Source organism: Bacteroides sp. ET336, assembly GCF_024733815.1.
GTDB classification, from domain to species: domain Bacteria; phylum Bacteroidota; class Bacteroidia; order Bacteroidales; family Bacteroidaceae; genus Phocaeicola; species Phocaeicola cellulolyticus.
Genome location: NZ_JANRHK010000005.1, coordinates 151,703 through 175,763 on the forward strand (window position 1 = coordinate 151,703; position 24,061 = coordinate 175,763).

The window sequence follows — 24,061 nt, forward strand, 5'->3', positions numbered from 1 at the left end:
ATGCAGGACTTTTTTTGTATATAAATATTTGGCTTTGTTTGTACTTTTTTATAAAGTTTTTATTATCTTTGCCAAAAAGAGTTATATGAGGTTTCGTACGGTCGTAAAAATAGGGGTTGGATTATCGGTCTTGTTATTCTGTATAGGAGTAGCATTTTATAGTTTTCTTAGTCTTACAGACGCAGAAAAGGGTAAAGATGTAAATATGTTTGCCTTGGTTCCTGATGATTGTAATGGCGTTCTTGATACTGATAATATCTTTTTTTATACCAGCGAATTTCCGCGTACCTCATATGCAATAGATCTTGATACATTACATCACTCTGAACTGATTAATAATATCCTTACAGACATTTCCAAGTACACATCTGTTAATACGCATGATCTTTCAAACCAGATCAAGCGTCTTATGATTAGTTTTCATAATTCTACTTCTACTAAAGACGTTGTTGCATATTTTAAGATAGCAGGTGGCGGAAATAAGTTCTTGCTCGATATCCTTCGCCAGAAGTACGGTCAGGATATATATCCTAAAACTGAAGAATATAGAGGAAAGAAGATAGAAATATATCCGTTGGGTAAAACAGCAAACTTCCTTTCTGTGTTAAGCGGTGATGGATATATAATTGTAAGTTATCATAAAATGCTGATTGAACGTGTCATAGATGCTATCAAGGATGGCACCTCATTGGCTAACGATGCTGTTTTCAAAAACTATCAGATGAAAAAATCTGCCAATTATATGACGTTCTACGGACGTACTGCATCATTCCCTTTGTTGGCAGACAACAATAATGTATGGAGCGAGTTTGAACTTCATCTCAATAGTGATGTCTTATATCTTAGCGGCTCAATGTACGAACCTGACAGCTGTTCTCATGATATAGCTTTACGTCTGGACAATATCCATAATATTTCGTCAGACAGTATCCTTATAGTTTCCGGTCATGAAAAGGTAGATTCATGTATAACAAATGCCATTTCAAAACCTAAGAATAGAATTTTTGACCAATGTCTCTCCAATCTCTCCAGAGACGCTTCTTATATTATGGTTGCAGATATGGATAAGGTTGCCGAGAATATAGAACAATATTCACCTTACATTCCCGGATTTATTTGCGACAATATCGGACTTTTCCGTTCTTTTATAATATCATCACAGGTTACAGAGATAAACGGAAGATATTCGCACATTTATGTTTTTACTTATAAAGATTGATATCCCTTATCTTACTTTGTTTCTGATGAAATGAGGTCCTGCCTTGAATTTGAAATAGAACATAGAAACCAAAGTTAATACGGCGCCAAACAGGTAGGCATATTTGAAAGACGAGATCTCTGCAATACTTCCTCCAGTCAGCATTCCGATACCTATACCTACGTCCCAGGATGTCAGATAAGTACTTGTCGCAGTACCCCTCTGATTGTTCGGGGCTAGATTTACAAATAATGTATTGTAGGCCGGAAACATTGTACCGAAACCGATTCCAAGCAAAAGTGATATTGCGAAGAAGAATACGGTAGTAAACATGTAATTCCATTCAATAGTCCATCCACAGGCCGTTAGTCCGAAATAACAGAAAGATACAAGGTACATACCTGCCATTATTACTTCTGTAATTTTTCCTTTATCCACAAGCTTACCGCTGAACAGACGGCTTACAGCCATTCCTACAGCCATGAATGTGAAAAACAATCCCGTTTCTGCGGTAATACCTATCTGTTTTGCATACATAGCCACATAGTTGGTAGTCATTCCGTATGGAATGGAGAGCAGCAGAAGGCTCAATCCTCCTGGTAGTCCTTTTATTAGAATAAATCTGTCCAGCGAAATAGGCTCACGTTTTATGGGCGGACGATATTCTGTTTTCACACACGATGCCATTATTATTCCCAGTATTCCTGAAACCAAGGCATACGAGAATACTGTTGTATATGACGCTCCAGCATTGTGCAGGAATAGTCCGAACATAGGACCTATAGACATGGCCAGGTTGTTTGTCAGTCCGTAATATCCCAATCCTTCGCCTCTTCTTGAAGAAGGCATGATGTCAATTACCAGAGTGTTTCCACCTACGGTAACCATTCCGAACGACAGTCCATGTATAACCCTCAGTATAATAAAAAAGGTAAGAGTGCCAGCAAGCATATATCCTGCAAATATAGACGTGAAGATAAAATATGCCACAAGATAAAGAGGCTTTCTGGCAAAGGTATCAAGAAAATATCCGGAGAAAGGTCGTATGCACAAAGCCGCAATGGTATAGCATGACAGCACTATTCCGATTGTGGTGTTTGATACTCCGAATATCTCTTCAAGATAGAAGGGCAGTACCGGAATAAGCAGCCAGAAACCGAAATAAAGCAGAAAGTTAGCAGCCAGGATGCAGCAATAGCTTGGTGTGATAAGTTTATCTTTGCTCATATCTATATTATGTGATTTGCCTGTTTTATAATCCAAAGGCACGGAATCGCCATATTGCGGTCACCGTGCCTTGATATAAATTATATGTTTTCGAAGTACCGTTTATCAGTTGGCAGCCTCGAATTCAGTCAGGAATCTTGTATCGTTTTCAGAGAACATACGCAAGTCTTTCACCTTGTATTTCAGGTTTGCTATACGTTCTACACCCATACCGAATGCGTAACCTGAATAAACCTTGCTGTCTATTCCGTTAGCTTCGAGCACGGCAGGATCCACCATACCGCATCCAAGAATTTCCACCCAACCAGTGTATTTACAGAACGGACAACCTTCGCCGCCACAGATATCGCAGCTGATATCCATTTCTGCACTAGGTTCTGTGAATGGGAAGTATGACGGACGAAGACGTATCTTTGTACCTTCGCCGAACATTTCCTGTGCAAACTGAAGAAGTACCTGCTTCAAGTCGGTGAATGAAACATTCTTGTCTATATAAAGACCTTCTACCTGATGGAAGAAACAGTGTGCTCTATAGCTGATAGCTTCATTTCTGTAAACACGTCCCGGACAGATTACGCGGATAGGAGGTTGTGAAACTTCCATCACACGGCTCTGTACTGATGAAGTATGTGTTCTAAGTATAATGTCAGGATGGCTTTCAATGAAGAATGTATCCTGCATGTCGCGTGCCGGATGGTCTTCAGCGAAGTTCATAGAAGAGAATACATGCCAGTCGTCTTCCACTTCAGGACCATCGGCGATGGTAAATCCCATGCGGCTGAATATATCTATGATTTCATTCTTTACAATGCTCAACGGATGACGTGTACCCAGGTCGATAGGGTAGGCAGTACGAGTGAGGTCAAGTTCTGCGGCACCGTTGTCCTGCATTTCGAAAGCTTCTTTCAGAGCTGCTATACGTTCCTGCGCACGGTTTTTCAGCTCATTCAGCTTCATTCCCACTTCCTTTTTCTGTTCTGCTGCCACGTTTCTGAAGTCAGCCATCAGTGCATTGATAGCCCCCTTCTTACTAAGGTATTTTATTCTCAGAGCTTCCAGTTCTTCTGCATTCGAAGCCTTTAAATCTTCTATTTCCTTTAGTAACTCTTCTATTTTTGCTAACATATATTACTGTTTTAAGTATTTTACATTGGCGCAAAGTTAAGTATTTAAACTGAAATATTTCCTTTTTCAGCTAATAAAAAAGAAAACTTGACTTATATTCGTTTAAGAAAGAAAAAAATAGGTAATTTTGTAGCGTGTTTTATATTAGGCATAATTAAATGAAAAATATTCTATTGGGATATGTCCTGCTGCTCATGGTTGTGTCGTGTGTAGGGCAGCAGAAAAGGTCCGAATCTTTGTCGGACGAACAGGGAATTGAACTGGTGCAGGCCGATTCTGTTTTAGCATCCGATGAGGGATTATCGGATACATTGATTGTTGTAGATGAAGTGGTGCCAACCACTGCCGATGCCAGTTTCATCGATTTTCTTTATTATTTCACTTCCGATGAGGAATTCCAGCATTCTCGTATTCTTTTTCCGGTATCTTTCTATGATGATACCGCAGTGACAAGGCTTACTTCCGATGAATGGGTTTTCGATCCGATGTTTGACTCTGACCAGTTATACACTGTGATATTCGACAAGGAAGAAGATCTGGAACTTGAGAACGGTTCGTCAACAACGAGCGTTCAGATAGACTGGATTTATTTGTCGGATTATCATATCAGGAGATATTATTTCGAACTGAAGGACGACCGTTGGTATCTGGAAGCGGTAAATAAGGAAAAGATGACACGTACAAAACACGGAGGAGAAGATTTCTATGATTTCTATCATCGGTTTGCTTCCGACTCGATTTTCCAGTCTGAAAGATTGTCGGAACCTTTGCTGTTCTCCACTGTTGACCCCGAGGACGAATTTTCTGTTCTTGAGACCACATTGGAAAGAGGTCAGTGGTTTGCTTTCCGTCCTCCAATGCCGACAGAAAAACTTACCAATATCCGTTACGGACAGAAAGAGACTGAAGAGTCGAATACAAAAATCGTAGAATTCAAAGGTCTTGGTAACGGATTAAGCAATACTCTTTATTTCAGAAGAGTTCACGGAAAATGGAAACTCTATAAATTTGAAGATTTGGGCGATTGATAAATATAACCTATATATAATGAAAGAATATACAGATTATCCTATACTTAAATATAATACATTCGGAATGGATGTCAAGGCATCCCGTTTTGTGGAATATTCATCCGTTGACGAACTTAAATCATTTCTTGCATCACGTGATGTTGCATTGCCTTTGCTGCATATTGGCGGTGGCAGTAATCTTCTGTTCCTTTCCGATTTCAAAGGCACAATATTACATTCTGCAATAAAAGGCTTCAGCATAGAAGATGAATCTGACGAATGGATAGACATAAAGGCCGGAGCGGGCGAAGTGTGGGATGATTTTGTGGCATATACCGTATCGGAAGGTTGGTATGGAGCAGAAAATCTTTCAATCATTCCCGGAGAAGTGGGAGCGTCTGCCGTACAGAATATAGGTGCATACGGAGTTGAGGCAAAAGATATAATCCTGAAAGTTCACACAGTCAGTGTCTCTGATGCTTCCGAACGTGTCTTCACAAACGGTGAATGTCGCTATTCTTACCGTAATAGTATCTTCAAGGAAGAACTTAAAGGAAAGTACATTGTTACATACGTCACATACCGTCTTCGCAAGAAAGCCGAATATCATCTCTCATACGGAAATATCAGTGCCGAGCTGGAAAGAAGAGGTCTTGAACCTTCGCTGGAAAATGTGCGAAACGTAATAATAGATGTGCGCCGTTCCAAATTGCCGGAACCATCTGAATTAGGTAATGCCGGAAGCTTTTTTATGAACCCTATGGTTTCAGCGCAGAAGTTCAGACAGTTGCAGGAGGAATATCCTGACATGCCGCATTATCCTGTGGATGATAATACGGTGAAAGTTCCTGCCGGATGGATGATAGACCGTTGCGGATGGAAGGGACGCAACATAGGACCAGCAGGAGTATATCAAAGACAGGCCCTTGTTTTGGTAAACCTTGGTGGCGCTACAGGAAATGACATTTCAAATCTTGCAAATGAAATAATAAAGTCAGTAAAGGATAAGTTCGGAGTGGATATACATCCGGAGGTGAATTATATTAATTAATTTTGAAGTTATAGAAGTTATAGAAATTAATGCTCCATGTCACTTTTATAACGTTGAACTTAAGTAAAAATACAAATTGACTATTATGAAGATAACAATATTAGGAAGCGGAACATCTACCGGAGTACCTCAAGTGGGGTGTACATGTCCGGTGTGTACCAGTACCGACCCTCGCGACAGGCGTCTCAGGTGCTCAGGGCTGGTAGAAGTTGACGGAGTAAGGATTTTGATAGACTGTGGTCCTGATTTTCGTGAGCAGATGTTGCGTCTGGAGGATTTCGGACCTATTGATGCGGTACTTATCACCCACGAACATTACGACCATGTGGGCGGACTTGATGACCTTCGTCCTTTCTGCCAGTTCAAGGATGTGCCTGTCTATGCCGAAGATTATACAGCCGAACGCCTGCAGCAGCGCATACCATATTGTTTTGTCGAACATCCGTATCCGGGTGTTCCCAGAATACCTCTGCATAGGATAGAACCAGGCAAACCGTTTTCTGTGGAAGGAATGCATGGCAATACTGTGGAAATCACTCCCTTCAGAGTCATGCACGGCAAGATGCCTATCCTCGCTTTCAGAATAGGAGATATGGCATGGGTTACTGATATGACTGAAATGCCTGAAGAAAGCAATGTCTTTCTGGAAAATCTGGATTGTCTCATAATGAACGCACTCCGTCTTGAACCTCACTGGACACATCAAAGCCTTCCGGAGGCTATTGAGCGCGCAAAAAATATTTCTGCAAAGAAAACATATTTCATACATGCCAGCCATCATATAGGTCTGCATGCAGATGTTGAGAAAATGTTGCCGGAGCACATGCATCAGACTTACGACGGAATGGTGATAGAGTATTGATGGGTTATTGCTTTGCAAATGTTTTGCAAAAGGCTTGCAAATGTAATTTTAATTCAAACGGCATTCAAACGGTATTTAAAAACCGTTTAAATGCTGTTTAAATATTTTTCGGACTATGCCATTCCTCCATATCTCTGACTGATATAGTTGAACACCGCATCGCGGTAATAAGTAATACTTTCGTCAGGATAGCTTTCCGGTAATTCTTGCCAGAGCATATCTCGTATTGTAACCACTAGAGATGCTTTAGTTTCATGTTTGTCGAATGTGTTTATAAAGTTTTTCATATTATAGAAAATATGTTTTGTGTTGTTATTTTCTATAAACCAAACTTGTGTTTTACAAACTACACTGTGGTTTATAGAAATCACACTGTAATTTGTATAAATACAAGTTATATTTAGAGATTTTCTCAGCGCAAAAACAGTTTTATATCAGCCCGAAAAATCATATTCACAGGATAAAAGTTTTTTATCTTATCTTATAAAGCATTATATTTGCATACAGAATTAAGTATTAACATCTAAACTATCTCATATATGAAATATATTTCTCCCGGTTCATGGTTCTCGCTGGAATATCCGGCAGGATGGAACGAGTTTGAAGATACAGAAGACAGCTTCCTGTTTTACAATCCTGAAAAGTGGAACGGTAATTTCAGAATCTCTGCTTTCAAAGGGCAGGACAAGAAGTATGCCGAAGAGTGTATGGACTATGAATTGAAGAACAACCGTACTTCACGACTGGTGAAGGTGGGAGAGTGGTCGTGTGTCTATTCAACTGAGAATTTCCAGGAAAACGGAAACTGGTACACTTCGCATCTGTGGATTACAGGTAGGGGTGACATCTCTGTGGAATGTTCTTTCACTGTAGCCAAAGGAGAAAGCATAAAGCCTGCCGAGAATATTATAAATTCATTAAAAGTGAGATGCGAGGGAGAGAAACCTTGGAAAGAGGTTATCCCTGTGCGTGTACTTGAAATCAATGCCATAAACGAGAGTTTCGACTGGGCTGTGATGACTATCAAGAAACAGCTTACAAAAGATTTTACTTCATCAGAGGCTGATATTGTAAGCATTCAGAAGGTGATGGATAGCGGCAAATTCAACAACAGTCAGCGTCAGGCCTGGGAGTCTTTCGGAATGGCTTTCGGAGCTATACTGGTAAATGAAATGGACGGTATGGAATGGGTGACTGTGATAGACGGACAGAAAGAGTATCCTGCACTGAAGTTTGCCGAAACTGATGTTATGGTGTATCCGCAGCAGTTGGTATGGAGCAGGGTTAAGAACGGTAAGTCATGTAGTCTGAAAGCTGAATTCGATAAAATCAAGGCTGAGGTTGAAAAGGCGATAAATAATTAAAAGATTACAAGGCTATAGCTACAAGTTGACAAGGCTCTCCGTCCGGATGCTAACCTTGTCAACTCGTCAACTTGTATCCTTGTCAACTATAAACAAAACTCAAATGACTCCATATTTACAGGTAGAAAATCTTACCAAATCCTTTGGCGATTTGGTTCTATTCAATTCAATATCTTTCGGAGTGGCCGAGGGACAGCGTATTGGTCTGATAGCGAAGAACGGCTCCGGAAAAACTACTTTGCTTAACATTCTTGCCGGAAAGGAAGGCTATGACGATGGAAAGATTACTTTTCGTCGCGACCTCCGTGTTGGCTATCTTGAACAGAGTCCGCATTACCCTGACGATATAACTGTGCTTGAGGCATGTTTCTATCATGGTACTCCTGTGGTGCAGCTCATAAAAGAATATGAGAAATGTATGGAGACCGAAGGAAATCCCGGATTGGAGGACTTGCTGGCACGCATGGAGCACGAAAAGGCATGGGACTATGAAAGGAAGGCAAAACAGATTCTCTCGCAGTTGAAAATCAGGGATTTCAATCAGAAAATAAAACAATTGTCCGGAGGTCAGCTCAAACGTGTGGCTCTTGCCAATGTGCTTATCACAGAGCCGGACTTGATTATACTTGATGAGCCAACCAACCATCTGGACCTCGATATGACAGAATGGCTGGAGGAATATCTCAAACGTGGTACTCTGAGCCTGCTTATGGTGACTCATGACAGATATTTCCTTGACCGTGTATGCTCCGAGATTATCGAGCTTGACAACAAGCAGGTATATTCATATACAGGAAACTACAGTTATTATCTCCAGAAACGCCAGGAGAGGATAGATGCCGCAAATGCGGAAATAGCGAGGGCCAACAACCTTTACCGTACCGAGTTGGAATGGATGCGCCGTATGCCGCAGGCACGCGGACACAAGGCGAGATATAGGGAGGAGGCTTTCTATGAGCTGGAGAAGGTAGCTAAAAGAAGAATGAACGATTCGAACGTGAAGCTGGATGTGAAGGCTTCATACATCGGTTCTAAGATATTTGAGGCTGATCATCTTTATAAGAGTTTCGGCGATTTGAAGATTCTTGACGATTTCTCATATGTCTTTGCGCGATATGAAAAGATGGGTATCGTGGGAAACAACGGTACAGGAAAGTCAACCTTTATAAAAATCCTTATGGGATTGCAAAAGCCTGACAGCGGACGCCTGGATATAGGTGAGACAGTGCGTTTCGGTTACTATTCGCAGGAAGGACTTCAGTTTGACGAGCAAATGAAGGTTATAGACGTGATAACTGATATTGCAGAAGTGATAGAGTTGGGTAACGGCAAGAGGCTTACAGCATCGCAGTTCCTGCAGCATTTCCTTTTCACTCCGGAGACTCAACACAGTTACGTGTATAAGTTGAGTGGTGGCGAAAGACGACGTCTGTATCTCTGTACTGTACTTATGCGTAATCCTAATTTCCTTGTTCTTGACGAGCCGACGAATGACCTCGACATTGTGACTTTGCAGGTATTGGAAGAATATCTTCAGAACTTCAAGGGATGTGTTATTGTGGTAAGCCACGACCGTTACTTTATGGATAAGGTGGTAGATCATATCCTTGTGTTCAACGGTCAGGGTGATATTCGTGACTTCCCGGGTAATTATTCTGATTATCGCGACTGGAAACTTGCAAAGCAGGATCGCGAAAAGGAAGCTGCCAAACCAAAGGAGGAGAAGACACAGAAAGTACGCCTGAACGACAAGCGCCGCATGACCTTCAAAGAAAAGAAGGAGTTTGAGCAACTGGAAAAGGAAATAGCTGAACTGGAAGAGGAGAAGAAGGCTATAGAAGATGCTCTTTGTAGTGGTACATTGAGTGTGGACGAACTTACTGAAAAGTCGAAACGTCTGCCGATACTTACTGACGAGATTGATGAGAAGACCATGCGCTGGATGGAACTCAGCGAAATTGAGGGATAGGATATGGATTTCCGTAAGAGACTCCTTCAGCGTTTGAGTCAGGACGACATACACGAGATATGTTTTCTCACTCAAGGTATGGACAACGACAGTCTGAAAGAAGAACTATATACCCTGATATCTGATGAGGATGTCAGGGTTTCATATAATGCCGTGTGGGTGTTTACCTATTTTGACCTGTCGAACAATAAATGGCTGTATGCAAAGCATGACGAACTGATTGATAAGGCTATAGCTGAAAGGCATGAGGGAAAGAAACGTTTGCTTCTCACTCTTCTGTTAAGGCAGCCGTTTGAATGTGACACTTTGCGTACCGATTTTATCGATTTCTGTTTTGAAACTATACAATCGTCTCACGAATCGTGTTCTAATCGTGCTTTGTGTATGAAGCTGGCATACGAGCAGTGCAGGTTCTTTCCGGAACTTCTGTCTGAATTAAGCAATTGTCTTGAAATAATATCTGCTGAGTCTTTATCTTCAGGACTGAAGACGGCCAGACGTAATGTGATGAAGAAGATATTGAAAGATGTACGTTTTGTGTAGGTAATGTTTTGTATTTCTTGCTCAGAAAACGATTATAAAAATTAATCCGCTTTATACATCTATCAAAGAAGTATATAGCGGATTAATTTTTTATTGTTCTTTCAGTGATTTGTTGATACCGTCTATATAGTCAAGTATCTCCTGTCTGCCTGTACCGTTTTCAGATGAAGAAATGAAATGAGGAGGCAATTCTTCCCATTGCTCTTTCAGCTTGTTCAGGTAGTTGTTTACGTTCTGTCTTGTCTTGCCTACAGTCTGTTTGTCGGCTTTGGTAAATATAATTGCAAACGGAACACCGTTTTCGCCAAGCCATTCTATGAATTCAAGGTCGATTTTCTGAGGCTCATGACGGCTGTCTATTAGTACAAAAAGGCAGGTAAGCTGTTCGCGCTCAAGAACGTAGTATTCTATGAGGTTCTTGATCTTTTCCATCATCTTCTTGCCTCTCAATGCAAATCCATATCCAGGAAGATCGACAAGATACCATTCCTTGTTGATCAGGAAATGGTTGATAAGCAGAGTCTTACCAGGAGTTGATGAAGTCATGGCTAGCTTCGGCTTCTTTGTCAACATATTTATAAGGCTGGATTTTCCCACGTTGGAACGGCCTATGAAAGCATATTCCGGTATATCCGATTTTGGACACATATCAGCTCTTGAGCTGCTTATTGTGAATTCTGCACTTTTTATTTCCATATATATGTCTTTTATAAATTTTCTAACAATTAAAAACTAACAACTTACCCTTTTCTTCCTCAAACTCAATGCGGCAAGTCCCATGAATGTGAGAAAACCGTTGAACATCAGCATTTCGTAACCGAACTTGTATCCTGTGGCATTGAATGTGAGAATGTCTATTATGTAGCATATGGCAGGTGATAAAATTGCTATATAAGGTACATATTTGTCGCGTGGCCTTAATTGGGTGAAAAGTCCGAAGCAGAAAAGTCCCAGCAGAGGACCGTAGGTATATGATGCAAGCGTATATATAGTGTCTATCACGCTTTGGCTGTCTATGGCTTCGAATATCAGAATACATGCCACGAACACTATGCTTATGCCAAGATGAGTGATTTTTCTTACTCTCTCGGCTTTCTTTTCACTATATTTGTCCGTATTCAGAATGTCTATACAGAAGCTTGTTGTCAGTGCCGCTAGAGCGGAATCGGCACTGGAGAATGCTGCCGCTATTATTCCTATGGTGAAGAAAACCAGTACTGCATATCCCAGATGACCGCCTGCTGCAAACATCGGAAGGAGGTCGTCGCCCTTAGCCGGAATGGCTACGTTCATCTGTGTGGCTGCTACCATGAGCAGGATACCCAATGAAAGGAAAAGCAGATTTACCGGCACGAAAGATATTCCGTAGCAGTACATATTTTTTTGTGCTTCTTTAAGATTACGGCAGGAGAGGTTCTTCTGCATCATGTCCTGGTCAAGTCCTGTCATTACTATGGTTATGAATATCCCACTGAAGAACTGCTTGAAGAAGTTCTGTTTCGACTGCCAGTCATCGAAAACGAAGATACGGCTTTCGCTGCTGTTCTTTATGGTGTCTATCACTCCGCCTACATTCAGGTTCAGCTTGTCTGCCACATTATATAGTATCAGTCCCAAGGCAAGTAGGAGACACAGTGTTTGAAGGCTGTCTGTCCATACTATCGTACGTATGCCGCTTTTGTGTGTATATAGCCATATCAACAATACGGTTCCTATGGCTGTCACGGCAAACGGTATGTTATAGTCATCGAATACGTAGTGTTGCAGGATAATGCATACCAGGTAGAGCCTGGCAGCTGCTCCTAACATTTTTGATATGAGGAAGAATGAAGCCCCCGTCTTGTATGAATATCTGCCTATCCTTTGCCCCAGATATGTGTATATTGACGTAAGGTTCAGCTTATAGTATAGGGGGAGGAGTACGTGAGCTATTATCAGATAGCCCACAAAGAAGCCCATACATGTCTGCATGTAGGTCATGTCTATATTTTTCACCATGCCTGGTACAGAAACGAATGTTACTCCGGACAGTGATGCGCCTATCATTCCGAATGATACTATATACCATGGTGACTGGCGGTTGCCCCGGAAGAATGCATCGTTGTCCGAATGTCTGCGGGCTGTTATACGCGATATGCCAAGTAATATTCCGAAATAGATTATTATTGTGATTAGAATGAATATGCCGTTCATGTTAATAGTAAATTAAAGCACAAAGATAATCAGATTTTTTGTATTTTTGCGGCTTGAAGTAAACTAACAAACTCAAAAAAAAGACACAATGAACCAACAATATCCATCGGTACTTTTGGAAAAGGCCGTTGACGAGTTTTCACGATTGCCGGGTATAGGAAGAAAGACTGCGATGCGTCTTGTACTGCATCTTTTGCGTCAGGACACCGAGGCTGTAGAGGCGTTCGGCAATGCGATAGTCACATTAAAGCATGAGGTGAAATACTGTAAGGTATGCCATAATATTTCGGATACGGATGTCTGCCGGATATGTTCCACACCGTCGCGCGATTCTTCAATCGTTTGCGTGGTTGAAAATATCCGCGATGTGATGGCTGTAGAGAATACCCAGCAGTTTAACGGATTGTATCATGTGCTGGGCGGTGTGATTTCTCCTATGGATGGTGTGGGACCGAATGATTTGCAGATAGACAGTCTTGTGGATCGTGTAAAGGCCGGTGGAGTGAAAGAGATAATTCTGGCATTGAGCTCTACTATGGAGGGTGACAGTACGAACTTCTATATCTTCCGCAAACTGAACGGACTTGATGTGAAGGTGTCCGTGATTTCGCGCGGTATTTCGATAGGCGACGAACTGCAATACACAGATGAGGTTACTTTGGGACGTTCTATAGTAAACAGAATTGAGTTTACGGGAAAAATGTAATAAAAGGAATTGTGATGGAACAGAAAATAGAAGGATTATTGAGATTATTAAAGATTGAATTTATATTGGCATGGGTTGTTATTATTGCTCTTATTGCAGGATATGAATGTGAGGTATTGGAAGAGGGTGCTCTTGTGGGTAATGCCAATGCGGAATATGTGGCACAGCTGACCGGAGTCTTGTTGGCCATATGTCTTATTCCTATGTCGCTTCGTATTTTCAATCTGTCTCTGACAAAGTATATAAAGAACCTGAATATAGAAAAAGCCTTGAAGAGTTATCGCCGTTGGAGCGAGGTTAGAATTATACTTCTGCTTGTTGTTGCAGTGTTCAATATCTCGCTTTATTATTGGACAATGGATACTACAGGTATTCTTTGTGGTGGCATGGCAGTCTTGGCTACTATGTTATGCATTCCTGGCAGAAGACGTATGCTTTCTGAACTTGACTTGCAGAAAACAGAATGGGAGGATTTATGATGAGCGACATTATTCTTCGTGCACCGGAGCCTGAGGATCTGGAAATAATGCTGGCTGTGGAGAATGATCCTTTGCTGTGGGAGCATAGTAGCGAAAATACAGGACCATATACCCGCTACCAGATGAAGCAGTATATTGCCGAGAATACTAATGATATTTTTACAGACAGGCAATTGAGGATGATGATAGAGCTTCAGGACGGAAGAATAGCAGGAATGGTTGATGTGTTCGATTTCGATGTCAGAAATAATAAGGCAGAGATTGGAATTGTCGTGTTGCCGGAGTTTCGAGGAAGGGGTATAGCAAAGGCGGCAATCTCCGGAATGGAAGCACATTGTTTCGGATTTATAGGGATAAATCAGTTGTATTCTTATGTCCGAAACGATAATGTTGCGGCACGTTCTGTGTTTGATTCGTGTGGGTTTACAGAAATTGCCGTACTCAAATCGTGGATCAGAAGAGGTAATAAATATTATGATGTGTGCTTATATCAGAAGATAGCCGCCTTGTAATTATAAGATATCAGTTCATCGATGGTATCAACGGATATTTGGACCATGTACTATACGGCTCACCCATTATATCCAGACTATTTTTCCACATATTACCGATATCTTCTCCCATAATTATATCTTTTCGTGGATTACTTATAATCCATGTGTCATTATCTATTTCAGCTTGCAGCTGTCCTTCATTCCATCCTGCAAGTCCCATATAGAAGCGTACCCTGCCTTCTATAGGATTTCCCTGCTTTATATATTTAAGCATCAGGTTGAAACTTCCGTTCAAGAACAGGCCGTTTCCCAAAGGTATGGACTGGTCTATCTCCTGAATGTCATGGATGAAAGATAAATTGTATCGGTTCACGGGACCTCCTTTGTATAGAGGAATTCTTGGGACATCATCCAGTTCGTGTACAAGTTCATTGAGTGACATCTGAACCTTTAGTTCTTTGTTCAGAACTATCCCAAGATTACCTTTCTCTTCGCTATTTATCAGCATTACTACGGATCTTTGAAAATGATAATCGTTTATGAGTGGCGATGCTATGAGAATTCTGCCTGTCGTAGGAGTGAGGTCGTTTGATTTTACTTGGAATAAATCTTCGTACATATTTGTATCTTCTTATAAATTATTTTATTCAAAGAATTAACTCATAATCTATCACATCAAGAAACCGGTTGAATTTCATTCCTACTTTCTTGAAATGTGATACTTGCTTAAATCCTAATTTTCGGTGTAGCCTGAAACTGTTTTCATTTCCTTCTGTGATACATGCTATGAGTGTCATAAAACCTTTTTTACGGCAAATATCAATCAGTTCTTCCATTAGTTTCTGTCCTATTCCGCATCCAGTATGTTCTGGAGATACATATACAGTGGTTTCAAGTGTACGGCTGTATGCATCTTTTTCTTTCCATGGGTGGGCATAGCAAAAACCGGCAATTTTTCCATCTTCTGTTCGGTAAACAATATATGGATAAGATGAGGACAATGTAATGATACGTTGTTCCATCTTTTCTGTTTGCCATTCTTCTGTATCGAAAGTGGCTACGCTTTCGCGTATATAGTAGTTATATATGGCAGCTATTTCGGCTGCATCGTTTTCTGTTACTTTTGTTATCATCGGTCTCGTTTTTGTATATTTATAACAAATATACAACAATTCTTCTAATATTTTGTTCTAAAACTTCATTATTATAAATATAATTGTTATTTTTGTTTATATACGTAATATATATTTTATATCTAAAAAGATAATACTATGATACCTGTTCATCTTATATTGTCAAATGTTGGTGAAAAGTTGCCTTGCGGTACTTCACGATTTTGGGGAAATCCTGATTTGCCTTCGGATTATTCCTTTCCTGAATATGTGGATGAAGAAGGGAATAAATGTAATTATAATTTTTTGTGCCAGATTAATCTTGCAGATGTTGCTCCGTACGATATAAATAATATTCTTCCTCATAATGGTGTTTTGTCGTTTTTTGCAATAATGGGAAGTTATATTGGCGATTATAATAGTGCAACTCCCATTGGAGGTGTTGTCAGCAATTCAAATGCTGTTAAGGTTATATATTTCCCTATGTCGGAAGGTGTTCGCGAGGTAAAGCCTGATAATGGAAATGCAGAGTTTATTGTTCCCAATGAGATAAAGATCGATTTCAGTCTAAGTAAAAATGATGATTCGGACGAGCATGCTTTGTTGGCAGAACCGCAGTTCAGACAATGGGATAATTGGGATCATCCTTATGAGGACTGGCAGATTTTATTGCAGGTAGATTCGTTCGAAGGTGATGATTTCATCCTGAATTTTATGGATGTAGGAGTGCTTGACTTCTTGATTTCTCCTTCTGATCTGAAGCAACATTGTTTCGATAATGTCCGAGCCATTGTTCTTTCGTCGTGATATTTTTGTAAATGCAAATATCATTATGGATTTATCTGTAAAAAGACTAAGGTTTTTATTGGTAACCGTGTAGCTTTTATTTTAATTTAATGTGACAATATGAAACATTAAGTATGCTTGCCGCTTCCGTAAACAAAGACTAGATTAGCGATGGAAAATGATGGATAACGATAAAGTTTCACTGTGGTATATGTTGGTAAAAGTAAACAGTATGATATGTTCTTTGTTCTAAGGTGAAACTCTACTGTCTGATATGTTACGGCTATTGTCAGATTTAATGTAAAATAGTTTCTGAATGCCATGATAATGTCATATTATATGATTTTATCATGGCATCTTTATTATATAACGCATAAAATTTGTTCCATTACATTGAATGCTTTAATATTTTGCTTATCTTTGCTGCGCAATTTATAATGAGTATAAATAGAGTTATGACAAAAAGCACTGGAGCATGGATTAGAATAACGGTCTCGCTGTTTCTTACTGTGTTTGTGGCATATTATGCCATAGTCTCTGCTTATGCCCATGTACACGTGGTGAACGGCGTAATGATAGTGCATTCGCATCCATTCTCGGATCAGCATTCACATACGGCCGGACAGACTCTGGTTCTTCATTTTCTTACTGATTTCCATTCATTGGAAGCTTCGGAACCTTTGATTGTCGATACACCGTTTCAACCTGTATTCCTTATTGATTATACAGAACATGTTCCTACATGTCTGTTGCCGGAATTTGATTCCGGTATAGGTCTGCGCGCACCTCCTTATTCTTCATTTCTATTTGTATAGTAAGGCACCATATATGGTGTCCTGTCTTTTCGTGCCTGTATTTCTGTATAGGCATGGAATAAATACGTTGTAACTTTTTATCAAATTTATATCAATAAAGAAATGAAGAAATTATCAATATTCATTTCGGCTCTTGTGTGCGCCATAGTCAGTATGGCGGCAGGGGTCGATAACAGCCCAGTGAAAGAGGGTAACGTAATTACAGGTCATGTAATAGAAAAAGGTACGGAAAATAGTCTTCCATATGCTACAGTCATTATTGTTGAAACGGGTGAGGGAACAGTGACTGATACAGACGGATATTTTAAGCTGAAAAAAGTTCCTGCAGGTAAATATACGTTGAAAGTGAATTCTGTCGGGTATGCACAACAGACTAAAGAGGTGAGTGTGAGCGATGAATATACTGTAGATGTGCATTTTGTCCTCTCGGAAGAAACTATCATGACTGATGAAGTCGTGGTGTCTGCCAACAGAAATGAAACAAGCAGGAAACTAGCTCCTGTTGTGGTAAATGTGATGAACAATAAACTGTTCGAAATGGTAAATTCTACTGATTTGGCAAAGTCGCTTAACTATCAGTCAGGATTGCGCGTGGAGAATAATTGTCAGAACTGTGGCTTCCCTCAGGTACGTATTAATGGTCTGGAAGGGCCATACTCGCAGATTCTTATCAATAGCCGTCCGGTGATGAGCGCATTGTCTGGAGTGTATGGTCTAGAGCAGATTCCTGTGAATATGATAGAGAGGGTAGAGGTAGTGCGTGGCGGTGGATCGGCTCTTTTCGGTGCAAATGCTGTAGGTGGTACTATCAATATCATAACCAAAGATCCTGTAAACAATTCATTTCAGGTTTCTACCAATATGTCCAATCTTGGTGGAAAATCTTGGGAACAGTATATGGGAGCGAATGCCTCTCTCGTATCTTCTGACAATACATACGGTATAGCATTGTATCAGTCTTATAGAAACAGAAATCCGTACGATGCTGACGGTGACGGTTTCTCGGAATTGGGAAAACTGAATATGAATACATTCGGACTCAGAGCTTATTACCGCCCGACTCATTTCAGCCGTATCAGCCTGGAATATCATACTACAAATGAATTCAGACGCGGTGGAAGCAATTTTAATCTGCAGCCTCATGAAGCAGATATATGTGAGCAGACCAAGCATATAATAAACAGCGGTGGTCTGACATACGATGTATTCTTCAATGAATACCGTCATAAACTCTCTGTTTACGGTTCTGTTCAGCATATCGACCGTAACAGCTATTATGGTACACAGGAACTTGATGACCCTGGAAAGGCATACGGAACTACAGACGATTTGACTGCAGTAGGTGGAGCAATGTATGTAGGTAATATGGATAAGTGCCTTTTCTCTCCGGCTACTTTCACCGGTGGTCTGGAGTATCAGTACAACGCATTGCATGACATTATGGCAGGATATAACCGCGATTTGAAACAGGATGTTAAAGTGGCCAGCGCATACGCTCAGAACGAGTGGAAAATGGATAAACTCACTTTATTGGCAGGATTCCGTCTTGACAAGCATAATCTTGTGGATAATGTTATATTCAGTCCGCGTGTGAATGTCTTGTGGAAACCAAAGGATAATGTGCAGGGACGTCTGACATGGTCAACTGGTTTCCGTGCTCCACAGGCGTACGATGAAGACCTTCATGTGGCAGCCGTAGGTGGTGAGGCTATGATTATCCGTCTGGCGGAAGGGCTCAAGCCTGAACGCTCAAACAGTTTCAGCGGCTCTGTAGATTGGAGTGCTTCGTTTGGTCATTTCCAGTCAAACCTTTTGATTGAAGGTTTCTATACGATGCTTAACGATGTCTTCTATCTTAAAAATATAGGTGAGGGCGATCAGCCGGGAACTACCATACAGGAGCGTTGCAACGGACGTGGTGCGAGAGTATATGGAGCCAATATCGACTATAAGATTGCTCATGGCAGGGATGCCCAGTTGCAGTTAGGTTTTACCGCACAGCAGAGCAGATACACAGAGGCTGTTTACTGGAGTGAGGATACCGATGTGGCACCAACGAAGAAGATGACGCGTACTCCTGACCTGTACGGTTATTTTACGTTTACTTCGGCTCCGTTCAAAAACAAAAATTTTGATTTCTCATTGTCTGGTGTATATACAGGACGTATGTTGGTACCTCACTTTGCCGGTTATATAGAGAAAGATGTTCTTGAAAAGACTCCGGACTTCATGGAACTGAATTTGAAACTGAACTATACTTTTGTATTGAACGACCATCTGAAACTTCAGTTGAACGGTGGTGTGAACAATATGTTCAATGCTTTCCAGAAAGACTTGGATAAAGGTATAGGACGTGACTCAAAATACTTCTACGGTCCTACACAGCCTAGAACTATATTTATCGGTATAAAGTTCTTCAATTAAATACCGTTTAGATATCGTTTAATAACCATTTAGAAACCATTTATAACAGTCAACCAAGATTAGGGAAAGACACAGTAAAAGACAATTCAGGCGATGTTCGGTTAACGTTTGCTAAACGTTCTCTGAACACCGCCTGAATGGCAAATAAACATATTCTAAATTATCGGTTTTTCTTATTCTCCTCCTGTGACCATCCGCCTCCAAGAGCCTTGTAGAGATTTACCAGAGTAATCTGCTTGTCGCGTATTGCATTGCTCAATCCTATCTGTGCATCCAGATAACCACGCTGTGCGTCCAGCAAGTCGATATAACCGATTACTCCGTTGATATATTGCAGTTCGGCAAGGTCAAGAGCACTTTTCGAAGCCTGTTCCAGTCTCAATCTGGTTTCGTATATATCGCGTGTTTTGTTGAATTCCACGATTGCGTTTCTTGCATCCTTGAATGCGTTTAGTACAGCTTTTTCGTAAGCGTATGTGGCCTGCTCGTATGCGGCTTTCTTTGCTTTTAGTGCCGCACGATTCTTTCCAAAATTGAATATCGGGGTAATGAGCGAACCGGTAATAAGGTGATGTGGAGATTTGAATATATCTTTCAACTCCTCACTTTCAGCTCCGTATGATGCTGTCAGAGTCAGTCTTGGAAACATATTTGTGAATGCCACTCCAACTGCTGCATTTGCGGCGATAAGCGACTGTTCAGCCTGTCTTACATCAGGACGTCTTTCCAAAAGACTCGATGGCAAACCAACAGGTAGGGTCGCCGGTAGCAATACATCTTCAGGCAGCACTGAGCGGTTTATATGATGTGGATATTCGCCTGTCAGGAAAGCTATTTCATTCTCTTTCAATGATATTTTCTTTTCAAGATCAGGAATAAGAGTTGCAGTCCTGGCTAATTCCACCTGAGCCTGTCTGAACGCTGTTTCGTTTGTTAACCCGCCTTCGTATCTGATTCTGGCAAGATACAGACTTTCACGTCTGGCATCGACGGTCTTTCGAACTATGGATAATTCATTGTCTAATGCCACCAATTCGAAATATGATTGTGCCATTTGTGCTATGAGACTCATTTTCAGAGCACGCTGATTTTCTATAGATCCCATAAAATCAGCTATACTCTTATCACGTGCCCAGCGTAGGTTACCCCATAAATCAAGTTCCCATGAAACACCGAGTTTAATATCAAACTGGTCGTCCGGTTTACGGTTGTTTCCACCATAATTCTCCTCTTCCTCTTCGGCGTAAATCCTGTTGGTTATAGCCGGAAACATGTTGGCCCAATCGATACGCTTCATGGCAGCCAGCTCCTTTATACGTGCGCCGGCTATAAGCATATCCTTGTTGTATTCAAGTGTTTTTCTTATCAGAGCCTGCAGTGTAGTGTCCGTGTAAAGTTCTTCCCAAGGGAAATCACCCATTGATGTACTGTCCATGCTCATGCTGTCAAGCACTTCTGGCATATCAATCTGAGGACGTGTATAGTGCTTTCCTAGTTGGCAACCACAGATAGTGGAAGCCATTAGGAAGAAGATCGTCAGTCTTAATATAGATGCTATATGTTTCATAAGTTATGCTTTCTTTATGTTGATACGTTTCTGTTTCATTTTGCCTGTAGCCTTATATATCATTACGAAGAAGAAAGGTACAAGCACGATACCTACTGTAACGGCTATAATCATTCCGAAGAATACTCCGGTACCGATTGCCTGTCGGCTTGCAGATCCCGGACCTGTAGCCAATACCATAGGAAGCATACCAAGTATGAATGCCAGTGATGTCATAAGGATAGGGCGGAAACGTAATTGTGCCGCATGTATGGCTGATTCTACCACATCTCTGCCTTTATCTACCTCGTCTTTAGCAAATTCCACGATAAGGATGGCATTCTTTGCAGCAAGACCGATAAGCATTACAAGACCGATCTGGAAGTAAGTATCGTTCTCAAGTCCGCATAATGTTACTCCGGCGTATGCTCCTAGTACTGCAACAGGAAGTGAAATCAATACTGCGATAGGTACTGTCCAACTTTCATATAGTGCCGCAAGGAAGAGGAATACGAACAGGAATACAAGTGATAATATAATACCTGTCTGTCCGCCTGCCTGTTTTTCCTGATATGACAGACCGCTCCATTCCACACCTATGTTGTCAGGAAGTTTTTCGCGTGCTATCTGTTCCAATATCTCCATTACCTGACCTGAACTGGCGCCATTGGCGGTTGTACCACGTATAACTGATGTGTTGAACATGTTGAAACGTTTGATACTACCAGGTCCTGTTGTGTAATCTGTTGTTCCAAGTGCTGTAAGCGGAATCATATCGCCTGACGAACCTTTTACGAAGAACAGACCTATATTCTCGCGCTGCTGACGATAAGGAGCTTCAGCCTGTATATATACACGGTAGATACGGTTGAACATGTTGAAGTCGTTCACATAAACCGAACCTGTATAAGTCTTCATCGTAGAGAATACATCTGCCATAGGTACTCCTGAGAGTTTCACCTTGTCGCGGTCAACATCGAAATACAACTGTGGAATTTCAGCCTGCAGTGACGATGACAGACCTGCAATTTCTTTATGCATAGAAGCATAATGCATCAGAGTGTCTGTGGCACGCACAAGATCATCGTATGTAGCCTCACCTCTGGCTTCAAGCTGCATTTCGAAACCTCCGGCTGTACCAAGTCCCGGAATTACCGGTGGTGTAGAAAGGTAAACCTTGCTTTCAGGATATGTAGAAAGCTCTTTCTGAACTCTGTCCATTACCTCGTCTATCGTAGTATTGTCACGTTCTTTCCACTCTTTCAGGATAACTGTGAGCTGGCTTCTTGCCTGGCTTGTTCCCACACGCGGACTGGTACCGGTAACATTCTGTACATATTCCACAGCAGGGTCTTTCATTATAAATTCAATTGCTCTGTCGGTAACCTTGCGTGTACGCTCGAGTGTGGCAGTCTCAGGCAATTCAAGCTCTACAGTGAAATATCCCTGGTCCTCAACCGGAAGGAAGCTGGTAGGAACCAATCTGTGGAACACATATATAAATATGAGTGCCATACCGAAACCTGCCATTACGCGGCGCGGATTCTTGATTATACGTTTTATATATTTCACGTACTGGTTATTACCGATACCCAGCCATTTGTTTATCCAGTTGAACACTCTGTTTTTAGGCTTGTCCGGATCTGTAGGTTTCAATATCAGAGAACACATCACCGGACTTAATGTCAATGCCACAACTGTGGAAAGAAGTACTGACACAACGATTGTCACTGTAAACTGGCGGTACAACTGACCTGTGATACCGGAAAGGAAACTTACAGGTACGAACACCGCAGCCAGCACCAGTGATGTTGCGATTACGGCTCCGGCAAGACCTTCCATAGCTTTCTTTGTGGCTTCGTAAGGACTGAGTTTTTCCTCCTCCATTATTCGTTCCACATTTTCCACCACCACGATGGCATCGTCCACTACTATACCGATTGCAAGTACAAGTCCCAACAGTGTAAGCATATTGAGCGAGAACCCGAATATCAGCATGAAACCGAATGTACCGATAAGCGATATAGGTACTGCCACGACCGGAATGAGCGTCGCTCTCCAGCTCTGAAGAGACAGGAACACCACCACAATCACCAGGAACAGGGCTTCGAACAAAGTCTTATACACCTCATGGATAGACTGCGAGATGTAGTTTGTCATATCGAACGGGAAATTGTATTCCAGACCTTCAGGGAATGTCTGGCTGATTTCCTCCATTGTATCTTTTACTCTTTGTGCAACTTCCATCGCATTGGCTCCCGGAAGCATGTATATGCCAAGTACCGCTGCGTTACCACCGTTGATTCCACTCTCGGTACTGTATGATGATGCTTCAAGAGAAACTCTTGCCACATCTTTCATTCTGATGAGAGAACCGTCAGGATTAGCTCTAAGAACTATTTCTTCAAACTGGGATGCCGAAGAAAGACGTCCCTGAGCTGTGATAGGGATAGTTATGTCGATACCGTTTGACATAGGCTGCTGACCGAGTACTCCGGCTGCCGATTCACGGTTCTGGTCTTTAAGTGCACTCTGCAAATCCTGCACTGTCAGTCCGTAATTGGCAAGTTTTGCCGGATCAACCCAAATCTGCATTGCATAATAGCGGCTACCGATATTCGATACACGGCCTACACCAGGAATACGGCGAAGAAGGTCGAGTACATATAGTGTAGCAAAGTTACTAAGATAAATCTCATCGAATTTCGGGTCGTCAGACATCAGAGTCAGAGTCATAAGCTGGCTGGCTGCCTGTTTCTCCACTTCGATACCGTTCTGAACAACTTCCGCCGGAAGTCTTGATTCAGCCAGTTTCACACGGTTCTGTATTTCAACGGATGCCATATCTGGGTCGGCTGAAATGTCGAAAGTGACAGTAGCCGAGAAACTACCTGTATTCGAACTGTTTGATTCCATATAAAGCATACCCGGAGTACCGTTGAGTTCCTGCTCGATAGGAGTTGCCACCGCCTGAGAAACGGTTACGGCACTCGCACCCGGATATGAGGCGCTGATTTTAACCACAGGCGGAGTTATCTGTGGGTATTGGTCGATAGGAAGCATCATCAATCCTATGATACCTACTATGACAATAAGTATTGAGATGACAGCCGAGAATACCGGCCTGTCTATAAAGAAACTTACTTTCATAAATGTG

The 24,061-nt window shown here is 41.4% G+C and carries 23 protein-coding genes; 13 read left to right on the plus strand and 10 right to left on the minus strand.

Going from position 1 to position 24,061, the window contains the following annotated elements; translation table 11 throughout:
- Positions 1-85 precede the first annotated feature (85 nt).
- A complete protein-coding gene (locus tag NW213_RS07460) occupies positions 86-1,219 on the plus strand; it encodes a hypothetical protein (RefSeq protein ID WP_204391640.1) in 1,134 nt (377 codons plus the stop codon).
- Between the two features lie 6 nt (positions 1,220-1,225).
- Here the strand turns inward: NW213_RS07460 and NW213_RS07465 are convergent, their stop codons facing one another.
- Together NW213_RS07465 and pheS are read right to left on the minus strand one after the other, a co-directional pair.
- The gene (locus NW213_RS07465; RefSeq protein WP_258322356.1) at positions 1,226-2,425 is read right to left on the minus strand and encodes an MFS transporter; all 1,200 of its coding nucleotides are present in this window, start codon (positions 2,423-2,425) and stop codon (positions 1,226-1,228) included.
- Between the two features lie 105 nt (positions 2,426-2,530).
- Positions 2,531-3,550 carry a phenylalanine--tRNA ligase subunit alpha gene (pheS, locus tag NW213_RS07470; protein WP_154044026.1) on the minus strand — a complete coding sequence of 340 codons (1,020 nt, stop codon included), beginning with the start codon at positions 3,548-3,550 and terminating at the stop codon, positions 2,531-2,533.
- Between the two features lie 158 nt (positions 3,551-3,708).
- Here pheS and NW213_RS07475 point away from each other — a divergent pair, with 158 nt between their 5' ends.
- The 3 genes from NW213_RS07475 to NW213_RS07485 all read left to right on the plus strand — a co-directional run bounded on the left by NW213_RS07475 (position 3,709) and on the right by NW213_RS07485 (position 6,473).
- Positions 3,709-4,578 carry a DUF4348 domain-containing protein gene (locus tag NW213_RS07475; RefSeq protein WP_258322357.1) on the plus strand — a complete coding sequence of 290 codons (870 nt, stop codon included), beginning with the start codon at positions 3,709-3,711 and terminating at the stop codon, positions 4,576-4,578.
- Positions 4,579-4,597: 19 nt separating this feature from the next.
- The gene (gene murB, locus NW213_RS07480) at positions 4,598-5,611 is read left to right on the plus strand and encodes a UDP-N-acetylmuramate dehydrogenase (RefSeq protein WP_258322358.1); all 1,014 of its coding nucleotides are present in this window, start codon (positions 4,598-4,600) and stop codon (positions 5,609-5,611) included.
- Between the two features lie 85 nt (positions 5,612-5,696).
- Complete coding sequence (locus NW213_RS07485; RefSeq protein WP_258322359.1) at positions 5,697-6,473, plus strand: MBL fold metallo-hydrolase; 777 nt, start codon at positions 5,697-5,699, stop codon at positions 6,471-6,473.
- 113 nt (positions 6,474-6,586) lie between these two features.
- On the opposite strand, the gene NW213_RS07490 is transcribed toward NW213_RS07485, so the two are convergent.
- Positions 6,587-6,760, minus strand: a complete 174-nt coding sequence (locus NW213_RS07490) for a hypothetical protein (protein WP_258322360.1) — start codon at positions 6,758-6,760, stop codon at positions 6,587-6,589.
- 252 nt (positions 6,761-7,012) lie between these two features.
- On the opposite strand from NW213_RS07490, the gene NW213_RS07495 reads away from it, so the two are divergent.
- The 3 genes from NW213_RS07495 (at position 7,013) to NW213_RS07505 (ending at position 10,349) form a co-directional block, all read left to right on the plus strand.
- Entirely contained in the window at positions 7,013-7,837 is an 825-nt protein-coding gene (locus NW213_RS07495) for a DUF3805 domain-containing protein (RefSeq protein WP_258322361.1), read from the plus strand.
- 103 nt (positions 7,838-7,940) lie between these two features.
- Positions 7,941-9,806, plus strand: a complete 1,866-nt coding sequence (locus tag NW213_RS07500) for an ABC-F family ATP-binding cassette domain-containing protein (protein WP_258322362.1) — start codon at positions 7,941-7,943, stop codon at positions 9,804-9,806.
- A 3-nt stretch (positions 9,807-9,809) separates the two neighbouring features.
- On the plus strand, positions 9,810-10,349 hold the full coding sequence (locus NW213_RS07505; protein WP_258322363.1) for a hypothetical protein: 540 nt from the start codon (positions 9,810-9,812) through the stop codon (positions 10,347-10,349).
- A gap of 90 nt (positions 10,350-10,439) precedes the next feature.
- On the opposite strand, the gene yihA is transcribed toward NW213_RS07505, so the two are convergent.
- Positions 10,440-11,045, minus strand: coding sequence for a ribosome biogenesis GTP-binding protein YihA/YsxC (gene yihA, locus NW213_RS07510; protein WP_154044013.1), 606 nt, complete (start codon positions 11,043-11,045; stop codon positions 10,440-10,442).
- A 36-nt stretch (positions 11,046-11,081) separates the two neighbouring features.
- Positions 11,082-12,542 carry a sodium:solute symporter gene (locus NW213_RS07515; protein WP_258322364.1) on the minus strand — a complete coding sequence of 487 codons (1,461 nt, stop codon included), beginning with the start codon at positions 12,540-12,542 and terminating at the stop codon, positions 11,082-11,084.
- Positions 12,543-12,630: 88 nt separating this feature from the next.
- Here NW213_RS07515 and recR point away from each other — a divergent pair, with 88 nt between their 5' ends.
- Genes recR through NW213_RS07530 form a run of 3 tightly spaced genes read left to right on the plus strand, consistent with a single transcriptional unit; the run spans position 12,631 to position 14,239 of the window.
- Positions 12,631-13,248 carry a recombination mediator RecR gene (gene recR / locus NW213_RS07520; protein ID WP_258322365.1) on the plus strand — a complete coding sequence of 206 codons (618 nt, stop codon included), beginning with the start codon at positions 12,631-12,633 and terminating at the stop codon, positions 13,246-13,248.
- A gap of 14 nt (positions 13,249-13,262) precedes the next feature.
- Positions 13,263-13,727 (plus strand): hypothetical protein, encoded by a 465-nt coding sequence (locus tag NW213_RS07525; RefSeq protein ID WP_258322366.1) that lies wholly within the window; start codon positions 13,263-13,265, stop codon positions 13,725-13,727.
- Entirely contained in the window at positions 13,712-14,239 is a 528-nt protein-coding gene (locus tag NW213_RS07530) for a GNAT family N-acetyltransferase (protein ID WP_258322367.1), read from the plus strand. The genes NW213_RS07525 and NW213_RS07530 overlap by 16 nt, the downstream gene beginning before the upstream one ends.
- Positions 14,240-14,249: 10 nt before the next feature.
- Here NW213_RS07530 and NW213_RS07535 read toward each other — a convergent pair whose 3' ends face one another.
- The gene (locus tag NW213_RS07535) at positions 14,250-14,840 is read right to left on the minus strand and encodes a YqgE/AlgH family protein (protein WP_258322368.1); all 591 of its coding nucleotides are present in this window, start codon (positions 14,838-14,840) and stop codon (positions 14,250-14,252) included.
- A gap of 28 nt (positions 14,841-14,868) precedes the next feature.
- Positions 14,869-15,354: a GNAT family N-acetyltransferase gene (locus NW213_RS07540; protein WP_258322369.1), complete on the minus strand. Its 486-nt coding sequence runs from the start codon at positions 15,352-15,354 to the stop codon at positions 14,869-14,871.
- A gap of 138 nt (positions 15,355-15,492) precedes the next feature.
- Between NW213_RS07540 and NW213_RS07545 the strand changes: the two genes are divergently transcribed.
- Positions 15,493-16,140 (plus strand): YwqG family protein, encoded by a 648-nt coding sequence (locus NW213_RS07545; protein WP_154044006.1) that lies wholly within the window; start codon positions 15,493-15,495, stop codon positions 16,138-16,140.
- Between the two features lie 107 nt (positions 16,141-16,247).
- On the opposite strand, the gene NW213_RS07550 is transcribed toward NW213_RS07545, so the two are convergent.
- On the minus strand, positions 16,248-16,442 hold the full coding sequence (locus NW213_RS07550; RefSeq protein ID WP_154044005.1) for a hypothetical protein: 195 nt from the start codon (positions 16,440-16,442) through the stop codon (positions 16,248-16,250).
- A 132-nt stretch (positions 16,443-16,574) separates the two neighbouring features.
- On the opposite strand from NW213_RS07550, the gene NW213_RS07555 reads away from it, so the two are divergent.
- Positions 16,575-16,934, plus strand: coding sequence for a hypothetical protein (locus tag NW213_RS07555; protein ID WP_235339066.1), 360 nt, complete (start codon positions 16,575-16,577; stop codon positions 16,932-16,934).
- Between the two features lie 102 nt (positions 16,935-17,036).
- Positions 17,037-19,358, plus strand: a complete 2,322-nt coding sequence (locus NW213_RS07560) for a TonB-dependent receptor domain-containing protein (RefSeq protein ID WP_375338120.1) — start codon at positions 17,037-17,039, stop codon at positions 19,356-19,358.
- Positions 19,359-19,518: 160 nt separating this feature from the next.
- On the opposite strand, the gene NW213_RS07565 is transcribed toward NW213_RS07560, so the two are convergent.
- Together NW213_RS07565 and NW213_RS07570 are read right to left on the minus strand one after the other, a co-directional pair.
- Positions 19,519-20,925 carry an efflux transporter outer membrane subunit gene (locus tag NW213_RS07565; protein ID WP_375338121.1) on the minus strand — a complete coding sequence of 469 codons (1,407 nt, stop codon included), beginning with the start codon at positions 20,923-20,925 and terminating at the stop codon, positions 19,519-19,521.
- A 3-nt stretch (positions 20,926-20,928) separates the two neighbouring features.
- Positions 20,929-24,054 (minus strand): efflux RND transporter permease subunit, encoded by a 3,126-nt coding sequence (locus NW213_RS07570; RefSeq protein WP_258322370.1) that lies wholly within the window; start codon positions 24,052-24,054, stop codon positions 20,929-20,931.
- Positions 24,055-24,061 lie beyond the last annotated feature (7 nt).